This is a genomic window from Pseudovibrio sp. Tun.PSC04-5.I4, assembly GCF_900104145.1.
Taxonomy (GTDB): Bacteria; Pseudomonadota; Alphaproteobacteria; order Rhizobiales; family Stappiaceae; genus Pseudovibrio.
In genome coordinates this window covers 2,876,539-2,889,883 of the sequence record NZ_FNLB01000006.1, presented here as the reverse complement: position 1 = coordinate 2,889,883, position 13,345 = coordinate 2,876,539, and the positions used below count along the sequence as shown (strand labels likewise).

General features: G+C 51.8%; 10 protein-coding genes and 1 tRNA gene. 10 read left to right on the top strand and 1 reads right to left on the bottom strand.

Going from position 1 to position 13,345, the window contains the following annotated elements; all coding sequences use genetic code 11:
- Nucleotides 1–25 precede the first annotated feature (25 nt).
- From BLS62_RS18725 to BLS62_RS18680, 10 genes are all read left to right on the top strand, one after another.
- Nucleotides 26–898 (top strand): N-formylglutamate amidohydrolase, encoded by an 873-nt coding sequence (locus tag BLS62_RS18725; RefSeq protein ID WP_208990957.1) that lies wholly within the window; start codon nucleotides 26–28, stop codon nucleotides 896–898.
- A gap of 452 nt (nucleotides 899–1,350) precedes the next feature.
- On the top strand, nucleotides 1,351–2,373 hold the full coding sequence (locus BLS62_RS18720; RefSeq protein WP_093183833.1) for a substrate-binding domain-containing protein: 1,023 nt from the start codon (nucleotides 1,351–1,353) through the stop codon (nucleotides 2,371–2,373).
- 86 nt (nucleotides 2,374–2,459) lie between these two features.
- Nucleotides 2,460–3,980 (top strand): sugar ABC transporter ATP-binding protein, encoded by a 1,521-nt coding sequence (locus BLS62_RS18715; RefSeq protein WP_093183830.1) that lies wholly within the window; start codon nucleotides 2,460–2,462, stop codon nucleotides 3,978–3,980.
- A 112-nt stretch (nucleotides 3,981–4,092) separates the two neighbouring features.
- Nucleotides 4,093–5,016 (top strand): ABC transporter permease, encoded by a 924-nt coding sequence (locus BLS62_RS18710; RefSeq protein ID WP_208991197.1) that lies wholly within the window; start codon nucleotides 4,093–4,095, stop codon nucleotides 5,014–5,016.
- 8 nt (nucleotides 5,017–5,024) lie between these two features.
- Complete coding sequence (locus BLS62_RS18705; RefSeq protein ID WP_093183824.1) at nucleotides 5,025–6,005, top strand: sugar-binding transcriptional regulator; 981 nt, start codon at nucleotides 5,025–5,027, stop codon at nucleotides 6,003–6,005.
- Complete coding sequence (locus tag BLS62_RS18700; protein ID WP_093183821.1) at nucleotides 6,002–7,015, top strand: aldo/keto reductase; 1,014 nt, start codon at nucleotides 6,002–6,004, stop codon at nucleotides 7,013–7,015. The genes BLS62_RS18705 and BLS62_RS18700 overlap by 4 nt, the downstream gene beginning before the upstream one ends.
- A gap of 96 nt (nucleotides 7,016–7,111) precedes the next feature.
- Nucleotides 7,112–8,878, top strand: coding sequence for a glycerol-3-phosphate dehydrogenase/oxidase (locus BLS62_RS18695; protein ID WP_093183818.1), 1,767 nt, complete (start codon nucleotides 7,112–7,114; stop codon nucleotides 8,876–8,878).
- Nucleotides 8,868–9,722, top strand: coding sequence for a class I fructose-bisphosphate aldolase (locus tag BLS62_RS18690; protein ID WP_208990956.1), 855 nt, complete (start codon nucleotides 8,868–8,870; stop codon nucleotides 9,720–9,722). The genes BLS62_RS18695 and BLS62_RS18690 overlap by 11 nt, the downstream gene beginning before the upstream one ends.
- A gap of 22 nt (nucleotides 9,723–9,744) precedes the next feature.
- Nucleotides 9,745–11,253 carry an FGGY-family carbohydrate kinase gene (locus tag BLS62_RS18685; RefSeq protein WP_093183815.1) on the top strand — a complete coding sequence of 503 codons (1,509 nt, stop codon included), beginning with the start codon at nucleotides 9,745–9,747 and terminating at the stop codon, nucleotides 11,251–11,253.
- Entirely contained in the window at nucleotides 11,250–12,863 is a 1,614-nt protein-coding gene (locus BLS62_RS18680) for a GMC family oxidoreductase (protein ID WP_093183812.1), read from the top strand. Before BLS62_RS18685 ends, BLS62_RS18680 begins: the two co-directional genes overlap by 4 nt.
- Before the next feature lie 343 nt (nucleotides 12,864–13,206).
- On the opposite strand, the gene BLS62_RS18675 is transcribed toward BLS62_RS18680, so the two are convergent.
- Nucleotides 13,207–13,283: transfer RNA gene (locus BLS62_RS18675), tRNA-Arg, on the bottom strand.
- Nucleotides 13,284–13,345: the final 62 nt, after the last annotated feature.

Below are 13,345 nucleotides of genomic sequence, written 5' to 3'. Positions count from 1 at the left end.
ACCAAAAATAATTGAGAGAGATAAATTGCCCCAATCTATTGAAAATGTGCTGAAAATCCATCGACCTACAACACTGACAAGCCCTCTGGTTATCGACTCTCCTCATTCTGGAGAGATCTACCCAGAGGACTTCCGGCCCTGCGTACCCGCGTCGCGCTATAAATGCGCTGAAGATCGTTATGTGCATGAGCTCTTTGAAAAAGCAGCTGAAACAGGCGGCGCTTATCTGGAAGCCTTGTTCCCGCGCATCTACATCGATCCGAACCGGCGGGTCGATAACATCGACCCCACCACGATCAAAGGCTGGACTCGAGCTGCAAAACCGGATTTCCGCACTGAATTAGGCAAAGGCTTGATCTGGACTGATGCGCCACCCTCCAGCGGGCCTCTTTACGACAGAGAGCTAACAGCTGCTGAGGTCGAAAACCGCATTGATGGCTATTACACGCCTTACTATGATGCGTTGACCCGTCTCATGGAGCAAGCCCGCGCGCAATTCGGCATCGCTTATCATCTGGACTGCCACAGCATGCAGGCGGTATCGACAATCATGCATGAAAACGGAGCAGGTGAGAAAAGGCCCGATATCACCTTGAGTGACCGAGATGGAACCACTTGCGATCCTGAATACATCCAGACCGCGCGCGATATCCTCGTGAGCCTTGGATATGAGGTGAAGATCAATGACCCTTACAAGGGTGCTGAACTGGTCATTCACACGGGTCGTCCGGCGCAAAATTGGCACTCAATCCAGATCGAAGTCAGCCGTGGCCTTTATATGAGTGAGGTCAATTTGGAGAAATTCCCAAATTTCGCAAACCTCCAACAAGATCTCGGTGCCTTCGTGAATCGCCTTTCCGACTACACAAAACAGCAAATCAAAGAGCCCGCTCTTTAGACGTAAACAACCGTGCAGCTGGTTGAGGTGTATTTTCCAGCTGCATACGCCTATTTATTGAGAGGTGAGATTGCATAAAATATTCCCCTCAATTTTGCGTCCAACGCCCTATCTCTCCTCGCGTTCACTACGTGATAATACAGATAAAATTCCCCATTCTTTTCAATAAGTAGTCAGTCAGGTCAGGCTAGATTTGATTGTCGTTTTAGTCAAAAAACAACCAAGTAAAGATGAGGAATTCTTGGTGCTGTAATTGCTGGTAGCTTGATATGAAATATATTTCATAGATGGAAATATGTTGACCGCGTTGAAACTCTTCGTCATTTTCCTGTCACGAACTGAATTTGGTTCGCATTCCGCTGGAGGAGCTGGTCCTGAATATTTTGGTCTGGTGCGGAATACTAATCATTTAGACGGCTACTAAAATAGCGGTCTTCCTTTGGGAGGGGAATATGAAAAAGTTTATTGCCGGAATCAGCCTTGCAGCTGTTCTGGGCGCTGCTGCACCAGCAACCGCCGGACAAGACAATCCATTCCAGTGTGAAGAAGGTGAAACCTACGTGATGAACGTAATGGTTTCCGGTGTTGAGTACTGGTTCCCGGTCTACGAAATGTTCAAGCAGGCCGCCCAGCAGATGGGCTGTAAAACAGCCTACACCGGTACGCCGGAATATGACGTGAACAAGCAGCTTGCCAGCTTTGAGCAGGTTTTGATCAAAAAGCCTGCTGGCGTTCTGCTGCACCCTATGAATTCGGATCCGTTCATTGAGCCAATCAACCGCGCTGCGGAAATGGGAATTCCAGTTGTAACGTTTGCTGCGGATTCACCAAACTCCAAGCGAGTTTCCTACATCACGTCCAACAACGTGAGCGAAGGCAAATATGCAGCTGATGCTGTTGCTGAAGCAATGGGCGGTAACGGCAAATACGCTGTTTTGGAAAATCCGGGTCAGGACAACCATGATGTACGCGTAAAGAGCTTTGTTGCCCGTATGAAAGAAAAATGGCCTGACATGGAGCTGGCAACCCGCGCAGCCTCCAATCAGGATCCAACCAAAGCCTACAACGCAGTTCTGGCCATGGCTCAGGCGCACCCGGATCTGGGCGCGATCTTTATGCCAGAGGCAAATTCAGCTCTTGGTGCAGCTCAGGCTGCGAAGGAACTGGGCGGCAAGATCAAAGTTATGCATGCGGACGTGAACGCAAAGATGCTTGATCTGATTAAGGCTGGTGAAGTGTTTGGCGCAGTGAACCCAAACCAGGGCGTTCAGGGTTACATGGGCTTCATGATGTTGTGGTTGGCGAACCATAGTGACCTTATTGATCCAATGAACGATCACAAGAGCTCCGGCTTCAACCCAATGGGTGTGCCTTACCTCGACAACGGCTTTTCTATCGTAACAGCCGCTAATGCCGATGAATTCTATTGGGACAAGTACCTGAAGCGTCGCGGCACCAAAGGCATCAACGAGTAAGCCTGAAGAGAAGCCTCACGCTCGTTGCGATACCGGAGTGTGAGGCTTCACACCAGTTCATTTGGGAACTGGATCGGGGAGGGAATATGAGCGAGCAGCCAATTTTGGAACTGCGCAACATCAGTAAATCATTTGGAGCGGTCAAAGCGTTGCAAGGCGTTTCGTTTCAACTGCGTAAGGGCGAAATTCATGCGCTGGCAGGTGAAAACGGGGCTGGTAAATCCACTATGATGAACATCATCGATGGGATTTTGCAGCCAAGCGAAGGCGAGATTGTCCTGCGTGGCGAGCCGGTTACCATTGATGGTCCAGCTGATGCGCAAAAACGTGGCATCGGTCTGGTGCATCAGGAAATCGCGCTGTGCCCGGATGTGTCAGTTGCTGAGAATATCTTTATGGCTGCAACAAATGCACGTCGCTCTCTCTTCATGAATTACGCAGACCTCAAGAAAAAGGCTGCTGACATTCTGGCTCGGCTCTCACCGGTTGATCCCAATGTAAACGTCGAACACATCTCAATCTCCAATCAGCAGATTGTTGAAATTGCGAAGGCTTTGACGCTGGATTGCGACATCCTCATTCTGGATGAGCCAACAGCTGCATTGACAGAAACGGAATCCGTTGCCCTCTTCAAAATTATGCAAAAGCTGAAAGAAAATGGCATCAGCATCATCTATATCAGCCACCGCATGGCGGAAATCTTTGAGCAATGCGACCGCGTTACTGTTTTGCGTGATGGCCAGTTCATTTGTACTGACAATGTCGCTGACATCACGCCAGACGACTTGATTAGCAAGTTGGTTGGCCGTGATTTGGGTGATTTGTACCCACCAAAAGCCGAAAAAATTGATAGCACTGCCACGCCACTTCTTCGGGTGATGGATCTCACTGACCCAGATCGCTTCCGCAATATTAGTTTTGATCTGCGTCCCGGAGAGATCCTCGGTGTTGGCGGTCTGATCGGTTCGGGCCGCAGTGAAATTCTGCAGGGTATCTGCGGGTTGTTTCACCATAACTCAGGTTCAGTTGAGCTGAATGGTGAAAGTTTCCATATCAATTCCTATCAGGAAAGCATCCAAAAAGGCATCGTCTATCTCTCTGAGGATCGCAAAGGCGAGGGCGTGTTCTTGGATCTCTCCATCGCTCAGAATGTCTCGGCATTGAATGTTGATCAGGTCTCCACTTCCGTCGGTATTTTAGACCGGAAGGCAGAGCTGGAGCAGGCAAAGACCCTCGGCGAACGCCTCAACCTCAAGCATGGAGGATTGGACCTTCCGGTTTCCTCCCTCAGTGGCGGCAACCAGCAAAAAGTTGCCATTGCTAAGATGCTTTCAGTGAGCCCAAAAATCATTCTCATGGACGAACCCACACGCGGCATCGATGTTGGTGCCAAGGTGGAAATCCATGCCTTGCTGCGCAATCTCGCCAAGGAAGGCATCGGTCTTGTGGTGGTCTCATCAGAACTGCCGGAACTGATCGGCCTGTGTGACCGCATCCTCGTTATTTGCGAGGGAGAGCTGAGCGGTGAAGTTGGTCCGGATGAAATGACGGAAGAGCGCATCATGGAGCTGGCCTCCGGCCTGCAAACCAAAAGAGTTGCCGCTTGATTCCCGTTTTGCCAGATAATTGAAAGATTTAAGTATGACAGAGACAACAACAACAGCAGGTGAGCAGCAGGTATTGAAAAGCCCAGCGCTCCGGCTCGGTCACTTCACAAACATGCGAGAAGCAGGCCTGCTCGCCATCATCATCACGCTTTGCATATTGATGAGCTTTGCCTCACCTTATTTCCTCACATGGGGCAACCTGAAAGCAATGCTGCTCTCTTTTTCCGTCGAGGGTATCGTTGTTGTCGGCATGACCATATTGCTCATTGTTGGCGGTATCGATCTTTCCGTTGGCTCTGTCGTCTGCTTTGCAATGGTGATTGGCGGTAAGTTGTTTCTCATGGGGTTGGACCCGTGGGTGGCCAGCGGCATCGCGGTCGCTCTTTGCGCTGGTATCGGCATGTTAATGGGGTTGTGCGTCACCAAAATCGGTCTTCACCACTTCATAGCCTCACTTGCTTTCATGGTGATCGTACGCGGAATATGTCTTGTCATCACACAAGGCACTCCATTGTCGCTCTACTCGCTTCCAGCTGAGTTCAAATTCCTCGGGCAGGGCACTATCTCTGGTATTCCGGTGGTGATCATGATCTTCTTTGCGATCGTGTTGGCCTTTGACATCCTGCTACGCAAGGCAACCCTTTTCCGCAAGGTGTTCTACACCGGCTCAAATGAAAAAGCGGCTGCATACTCCGGTATTCGTACAGACAAGGTCAAATTCTGGGTGACCGTTCTTTGCTCAACACTTGCAGGTGTTGCTGGCGTTATCTACATGGCGCGTTTTGGCGCTGCGACACCAAACTTCGGTGTTGGTATGGAGCTGAACATCATTGCGGCAGCGGTGATCGGCGGCGCAAGTCTCAATGGTGGCTCAGGCACTATTTTTGGCGCAATTCTGGGGGTGGTTTTGCTCTCGGTGGTTTCAAGCTCTCTCATCTTGCTAGACGTATCTGTCTATTGGCAGGACCTGATCCGTGGTTGCATTCTACTGGTTGCAGTTGCGTTGGATCATGTCCTTCACAAGAAGCGCGCGTGAGGATTGCCATGCTGACGAAAATTGATCAGAGCGAACTAGACGCCACACGGCAAATCTACAAAGTCCTCGTCATGCACTTCATTGAGGGCAAGAGCCAGGCGGATATTGCCAAGTTGCTTGGGGTCTCGCACCCCAAGGTCAACCGCATGATCAAGCAGGGACGAACCATGGGCATGGTGGATATTCAGATCCGCTCTCCCTTCCGTTCCTTGTTTGATCTGGAACACGAAATAGCAGGTCTTGGCAGGTTGGATAATGCTGTCGTTGCAGCAACCATTTCGGAGCAGGAAGAGGTGAACCTCGCCTCTGTTGCAGCTGCTGCTGCAAAGCTATTCCTTTCCAAGTTGAAGGACGGCGACATCATCACAGTATCTGGCGGCAAAAGCATTTCGGCTTTCATCGCCGCTCTTAAACCAGAAAAAAGCTACAACGTGGTTGTGGTACCTGCGACGGGGTGTTTGCAAGGCAATCACTTTATTGATGTGAACCACCTAACTGCGCAAATGGCGGAAGCTCTTGGCGGCCGCAGCTATCAACTTCACGCACCAATCTTTGCTGAAAGTACTGAGCAACGCGATATGCTTAAGGAAATGCGTCAAAACGAATTCGTTTTGGAAATGGCGCGTAGAGCAACCATCGCAGTGGTGGGCATTGGCTCAATTCTCACCAAAGATTCAAGCTATTACAGTCTTCATCCGTCCAACCCGTCAGATCGCAAAGCCATACTGCAAAGCGGAGCAGCCGGCGAACTCCTGGCTCACCTCATTTCTAGGGAAGGTCAGGCATGTGGTTACACGTTGAATGACCAGCTGGTGAGCCTGACATTGGACGAGCTAAGAAACATACCTTTCACCATTGGTATCGCAGCGGGCAAGCAAAAGGTGCTCCCAATCCGAACCATCCTGAAAGGCAATTATATCAACGCCCTTGTGACAGATGAAGACACCTGCCGCACAGTTTTGACGACAATGAATGAGGCCGAGAAATGACCAATATTGCCACCAAAAACAAAATGGCACTGCGCCCAATGGGCAAGTCCGGCATTGATGCCTCTGCGATTGGCCTTGGAACATGGGCCATGGGCGGCTGGATGTGGGGCGGGGGGGATGATCAAGCCTCCGTTGACGCGATCAAAGCCTCATTAGATGCGGGCGTAAGCCTTATCGATACTGCACCGGCTTATGGCTTTGGTCATGCTGAAGAGCTCGTTGGGAAGGCCATCAAAGGTCGCCGTGATGAGGTGGTACTGGCAACCAAATGTGGCCTTGTCTGGCACGAGAAGAAGGGTAACCATTTCTTTGATGCGGAAGGCCATGCAGTTCATCGTTATCTGGGAAAAAATGCGATCATTCATGAGGCGGAGCAAAGTCTGAAGCGCTTGGGCACCGATTACATCGATCTTTACATCACCCATTGGCAGGACAGCACAACACCAATCGCTGAAACAATGGAGGCTTTGCTAACTCTCAAGCAGCAAGGCAAAATCCGTGCAATCGGCATCTCCAACGCTTCACCTGCTGATTTGGAGCAGTACATCGCCGCAGGGCAACTGGATGCCATCCAGGAGTGCTACTCCATGTTGGACCGGGGTATTGAGAAAACGCTGCTTCCACTTTGCAAACAACATGATGTTGCAACACTCAGCTATTCATCTTTGGCACTGGGCCTCCTAGCAGGCAAAATCGGGCCGGAGCGGATGTTTGAAGGGGACGACCAGCGCAAGGACAACCCACGCTTTAGTGTCGAGAACCGCGTTAAAATTCAGGGCTTTGTTAAATCCATAGGAGGGATTGCAAACGACCACGGCATATCAATCGCTCAAACGGTCATTGCATGGACCCTTGCGCAGCCGGGTATCACCTATGCGTTGTGTGGCGCTCGTAATGTGAAACAGGCAACTGAAAACGCACATGCGGGCACGATTCAACTGGCTGGCGATGAAGTTTCCCTGATCTTTCAAGCGATCACGAGCCACCTAACCGGTTTTGATGACGCTTGAGACCAGTTCAGTAATCAAAAAATAACAGAGACCTCAAGGCAGAGAGGTCAGGCTGGGCCATCGACAAGATGGTCTGGCAACGGGAGTGCTTTGGCTATGGCCCAAAATTCGCGGCATATGGAGCGAGACAAAACTTGGGAGCGTTTAAAACAAAACGCGATACCAGATGTGCTTGTGATTGGTGCAGGCATCAACGGCATAAGTGCGTTTCGTGAGCTTGGTCTGGCTGGGGCAAATGTAGTGCTTGTTGATGCCGCAGATTATTGCAGCGGAGCGAGTGCAGCTTTGTCGCGTATGGTACATGGTGGCCTTAGGTATCTGGAAAATGGCGAGTTTCGCCTGGTGCAGGAATCTCTTTTGGAAAGGAATGCACTCCTCGCCAATGCCCCGCATTATGTAAAGCCATTGCCAACCTCAATCCCGATTTCCAGCTACTTTGATGGGATCATCGGCAGCACCCTGCGTTTTGTTGGCTTGAGTCAGGCCCAACCGCGGCGTGGGGCTTTGATGATCAAGGCAGGGCTGACGTTTTATGACCTGTTCACCCGTAAGAACAAGGTGATGCCAAACCATGAGTTCTTCGGAAAAAAAGCCACCAAGCAGAAGTTCCCCCAATACCGGCCAGAGACTCTTTGCAGCGCAACGTATTTTGATGCATCCATCAGCCAACCAGAGCGTTTAGGCTTTGAAATTATTAATCAAACGCTTGCTGAAAACCCGGCGACAACCGCGCTCAATTATGTGAGAGCGACGGGACAGGGCAATGGCGAGATTACTCTGAGCGATGAGCTGAGCGATCAACAAGTCACCATAACGCCTAAAACAATCATCAACGCCACGGGGGCATGGATTGATTTTACCAACGATGCGCTAGGCAATCAGGCAAGTGATGCAAAACAGCGGCTAATCGGGGGCACCAAAGGCTCTCATCTGATGATCGACAATGAGGAGCTGCGGCAAGCCGTTGGCGACCATATGGTCTACTTCGAAAATGACGAAGGCCGTGTTTGTATCCTCTTCACCTACCAAGGACTGGTGCTCGTTGGGTCAACCGACATCCGCATTGAAAACCCAACAGGCATGATTTGCACACCAGAGGAGCAGGAGTACATCCTCACTTCTCTTGCCGGTATCTTCCCAAACATAAACATCAAGCCAGAACAGGTGCTGTTCACCTTTGCAGGCGTTCGCCCACTCCCACACAGCAATTCCGCGATAAACGGGCAGATCTCACGAGATCACTCCTGCGTTGATCTTGGGCCTGTTGCGGGAGGTACCGCGCCAGTACGGTGCATGGTTGGCGGAAAATGGACCACCTTCCGCGCTTTTGGCGAGCAAATAGCAGATGCCGTGCTTGAGGATCTAGGTTTGAAGCGCAAACACTCCACTCTGGACCTGCGCATCGGTGGCGGCGCAGACTACCCTCACACTGAGACGCAGAAACAACGCTGGCTCCAATCTGTAATGGCAGAAACCGGTGTGCTAGAAGACCGACTGAATACCCTGTTTGAGCGGTACGGCACCAAAGCGAGAGATATGGCGTTCGCCTGCTCCAACCAACAAGAGAAGTCGCTTGCCGGAGCAGAAAGCTACTCTCATGCCGAGATAGCCTACCTCCTCAGCTCCGAACACATCACAGGCCTGCTGGATTTAGTTCTGAGACGCACAACCCTCGCTATCTCCGGCGCTCTTCAAACGCACGCACTCAATGAAATCTCCCAGATATTTGCTGCGGAACGAGGTTGGAGCGAAGCACACCGCCAGAACCACGTCCTTGAGGCGCGCAATTACCTGATCGCCTATCACGGCATGAAACACCTTATTGAAACACAGATTGAAGTGGAGACCCCCCATGTATCTTAGCAAAAAAGTTCGGATGAACCGCCTGTTTACAGGTGGCAAGTGTCTCGACGTTGCCATTGACCACGGCGTTTGTAATGAGCCAACGTTTATGGGCGGCCTTGAAGACATGGCAGGGGTTGTAAACACTCTGGTTGATGCCGGGCCTGACGCGATCCAGATGAACTACGGTCAATCAGACCTACTGCAGTCAATCGACGGCAAGAATAAGCCTGCGCTGGTGATGCGCATCGATATGGGCAACCCTTACAACGCAGATCGCCACCGCCATATGTGGGCACTGATGCAGAACGAGGAAGAACCGATCCTCTCTGCCCTGCGCATGGATGCCGCTTGTGTGGTTGTGAACCTGTTTATGCTGCCGGATGAGCCGGACCTGTTCAAACAGTGCGTTCAAAACATCTCCCGCCTCACCAATGCCTGCGAAAAATACGGCATGCCGTTGATGGTTGAGCCTTTGGTGATGCAGCCAAACAGTGCCCGTGGTGGTTACTTGGTAGATGGCGATGCCGAAAAGATCGTAACACTTGTCCGCTTGGCTCGTGAGCTGGGAGCAGACATCATTAAAGCTGATCCAACCGATGATCCGGATGAGTTCCACCGTGTGGTGGAGGCGGCTCGTTGTCCTGTTCTGGTGCGCGGCGGCGGTAAGGATGATCTCCTCAAAGTCTTTGAAAAATCATCCCGTTTGATGCGTCAAGGGGCGCATGGCATGGTTTACGGTCGTAATATTTACCAGCATGACAATCCACGGGGAGTGGTTCAGGCTCTTATGGCAATGATCCACCGGGATGTTGATGCGGCAGAAGCTTGGGCGATCTATCAATCTGCCTTCGAAGCAGCTTGATTGAAGAATGTGAGGAGGAACTATGGGCTCTTATCTACTCGGGCTTGATGCCGGTAACACGGTTATTAAGGCGGTCCTGTTTGATCTAACAGGCAGGATTGTATCTATGGCCGGGCGGGATGGCGTATCCTCTAGCCCAACGCCCGGTCATGTTCTTCGAGATCTCGAAGAGCTCTGGTCCAATGCAGCCTCTGTTATTTCAAAGGTCATAACTGATGCCAGTATCTCGCCTGATGAGATCGTCGGCGTCGGGTGCGCCGGGCATGGCAACGGCTTATATCTGCTGGATAAGCAAGAGAAGCCGCTCCTTGCGGTCCAGTCTCTGGATACCAGAGCCATTGAGACGGTAGAGCGCTACCAAACAGAAGGAAAAGCCGACCCGCTGTATGACCTCTGCCTGCAAAAGCCATGGGTTTCCCAAACACCAACATTACTGCGCTGGGTGAAAGACAATGCCCCCGAAACCTACGCGCAGATCGGAACTGTGTTCCTCTGTAAGGATTTCATCACCCATAAACTCACAGGCAAGCGTGTCAGCGACATTTCCGATATGAGCGGATGCGGCCTGCTGAACATGCAGAGCAATGCCTACGATGCTGAACTGATGAAACTCTACGGCCTTAGCGATGCCATGGAATTCCTGCCGGAACTGTTAGCTCCCGAGGAATGCGCAGGTAAAATCACCGCACAAGCCGTTGAGACGACCGGTCTTGCAGAAGGTACACCCGTTGTTGCTGGTTTGTTTGATGTGATTGCAAGCGCATTGGGCTCGGGAGTGGTGAAACAGGGAGAAGCTTCCATCGTCGCAGGCACATGGAGCATCAACCAAGTCATCACTGAAAAGCCATTGCATGACCCACGCGTCTTCATGGCCTCCAGTTTTGGTCCCGGCAAACTGATGGAAATCGAAGCCAGCGCCACCTCTGCTGCCAATCTGGAATGGTATGTGCGCGAGTTCATTGAGCGGGTGAACCCGCAGCTGGAAGGCGCGGAGGCATTCGCGCTGTGCAACGAGATGGTGCAAAGCGTAACACCATCTGATGATTTGCCTTTTGTTCTGCCGTTCCTATACGGTTCAGGCCCGGAACCAAGAGCGCGCGCCAGTTTCATTGGTATTGCAGGTTGGCATTCACAGGCACATTTGCTTTACGCCCTGTATGAAGGGGTCGCCTTCGAGCATCGCCGCCATATCGAACAGCTCAAAGCAGCTGGAGCCACGTTCGAGAGCGCAATCCTTTCCGGCGGAGGCTCCCGCAGCCAAATCTGGCCGCAGATCTTTGCGGATGTGCTCAACATTCCGCTTTCCATCTCGGACTGTCAGGAAACCGGTGCGTTGGGCGCCGCCATTGCAGCAGGTGTCGGTGCAGGTGTGTTTTATGAGTTTGAAGCCGGTGTTGAAGCCATGACCAACCAAACCCGAAACTATGCACCGCAAGCTGACCTGCGCAACCTCATGGACCGTCGCTACACAAAGTTCCAAAAGCTCAGCGTACGCTTCAGCATCCCGTTGGAAGAGGAGGAGTTGGCATGACATCCTCCCGTCCCTCCCTCGGCACCTATGATTACATCGTGGTTGGCGCGGGCTCCGCTGGGTGCGTGCTTGCAAACCGCTTAAGTGCAAACCCAAACAACAAAGTGCTGCTGTTAGAAGCAGGCGGATCAGATGCCTACCACTGGATTCATATACCGGTTGGTTACCTTTACTGCATCGGCAATCCAAGAACAGATTGGTGCTTTAACACCGCCTCGGAAAAAGGGTTGAACGGCAGAAAACTCGCCTATCCGCGTGGCAAAGTGCTAGGTGGATGCTCTTCCATCAACGGTATGATCTATATGCGCGGCCAATCCGCAGATTATGACCAATGGGCGCAACTGGGCAATGCCGGTTGGGGTTGGGACGATGTTCTGCCCTACTTCACAAAATCTGAGGACCATGCTTTCCGCAATGGCGCTCTGCGCGGTCAGGGCGGAGAGCTTCGCGTCGAAAAGCAACGCCTGAAATGGGATATCCTAGACGCCGTCCAAACCGCTGCAAGCGAGATGGGCATTCCCGTTGCTGATGACCTGAACGACGGCAAAAATGAAGGCACATCATATTTTGAGGTCAACCAGAAAAGCGGGTTCAGATGGAGTGCGGCCCGTGCTTTTCTCGACCCGGCCAAAAAACGCAGCAACCTCACTATTATCACCCATGCACAAGCAGAAAAGCTGCTCTTTGAGGGGAAAAAGGCAACAGGCTTGAACGTGACTGTCAACGGCAAACAAATGACCGCCGCTGCGGGCAAAGAGGTTATTCTGTCTGCTGGCGCTATCGGGTCTCCGCAGCTCCTCCTGCTTTCCGGTATTGGTCCATCAGAAGTGCTCAAATCTCACGGCATAAAGGTGCATCACGAATTGAGCGGCGTCGGCGCAAACCTGCAAGACCACTTGCAGCTGCGCACCATCTTTAAAATAGCAGGTGCCAAAACCCTCAACGAGATGCAAAGCACGTTGTGGGGCAAGGCAAAAATAGCGGCGGAATATGCCTTGAAGCGATCGGGCCCAATGGCCATGGCTCCAAGCCAGCTCGGCATCTTCACCAAATCATCCGAGCGCTATGAGACACCCAACATCGAGTATCACGTTCAACCACTAAGCCTCGACAAGTTCGGTGATCCTCTACATCCATTCCCAGCCGTGACAGTTTCAGTTTGCAACCTCCGCCCGGAAAGCAGAGGCACACTCTCGCTGCAAAATGCGGACTACCGCTCTGCTCCAATTATCGCGCCGAACTATTTAAGCGCACAGGAGGACCAGCAAGTTGCCGTGGACTCCATTCGCCACGCCAGAAAGCTCATGGCAACATCAACCATGCAGAGCTTCAAAGCATCGGAGATCAAACCCGGCCTTGCTTATGAGAGCGATGAAGAATTGCTAGAGGCAGCAGGAGATGTAGGTACAACCATCTTCCATCCAGTCGGCACAGCTAAAATGGGACAGGACGATAAAGCGGTCGTTTCAACAGACCTCAAAGTCCACGGCATAGAAGGGCTCCGCGTTGTAGACGCCTCCATCATGCCAACCCTCACCTCCGGCAACACCCACGCCCCGGTCGTCATGATAGCCGAAAAAGCCGCAGAAATGATCTTGCGGGGAGCGTGACTGGCAGAATCCTACGGAAAATTCGATGCAAACGCAGCCAACGCCTTCCTATCGAATATTTGAGAAACACTTACGCCCCACCTTCTCATAACCCGATTTAACAAGCCCACAAAACCTTGCTGTCTTGTTAAACCTGATAATTCCGCCACTGCAAAAGATCTCCGCATAATTATCCCAGAGCCAATCACGAGACGGATATAAGATGGCATGACACACTCGATGTAATCAGGGGCGCACAGCGCTTTTGACAAGCGTAGTTCTGGCAAGCCTGATGTGTGTTGCGATTCTGGTACCTTTACCGAAATACACAGCCACGCATAACTATCTAAGTGCTTGAAAAATATGGTGCACCCGGCGCGATTCGAACGCGCGACCTCTGCCTTCGGAGGGCAGCGCTCTATCCAACTGAGCTACGGGTGCATATTGCAGGGCTTGGGCGCCCTTGAGGTTTTGTAGTCTTTACCCGATCCTTGGCTGCGCTG

What these genes read in the sequence shown, in the direction of transcription:
- BLS62_RS18720 (WP_093183833.1), top strand. Translation starts at nt 1,351, where the DNA reads ATGAAAAAGTTTATTGCCGGAATCAGCCTTGCAGCTGTTCTGGGCGCT.
- BLS62_RS18715 (WP_093183830.1), top strand. Translation starts at nt 2,460, where the DNA reads ATGAGCGAGCAGCCAATTTTGGAACTGCGCAACATCAGTAAATCATTT.
- BLS62_RS18710 (WP_208991197.1), top strand. Translation starts at nt 4,093, where the DNA reads ATGCGAGAAGCAGGCCTGCTCGCCATCATCATCACGCTTTGCATATTG.
- BLS62_RS18705 (WP_093183824.1), top strand. Translation starts at nt 5,025, where the DNA reads ATGCTGACGAAAATTGATCAGAGCGAACTAGACGCCACACGGCAAATC.
- BLS62_RS18700 (WP_093183821.1), top strand. Translation starts at nt 6,002, where the DNA reads ATGACCAATATTGCCACCAAAAACAAAATGGCACTGCGCCCAATGGGC.
- BLS62_RS18695 (WP_093183818.1), top strand. Translation starts at nt 7,112, where the DNA reads ATGGCCCAAAATTCGCGGCATATGGAGCGAGACAAAACTTGGGAGCGT.
- BLS62_RS18690 (WP_208990956.1), top strand. Translation starts at nt 8,868, where the DNA reads ATGTATCTTAGCAAAAAAGTTCGGATGAACCGCCTGTTTACAGGTGGC.
- BLS62_RS18685 (WP_093183815.1), top strand. Translation starts at nt 9,745, where the DNA reads ATGGGCTCTTATCTACTCGGGCTTGATGCCGGTAACACGGTTATTAAG.
- BLS62_RS18680 (WP_093183812.1), top strand. Translation starts at nt 11,250, where the DNA reads ATGACATCCTCCCGTCCCTCCCTCGGCACCTATGATTACATCGTGGTT.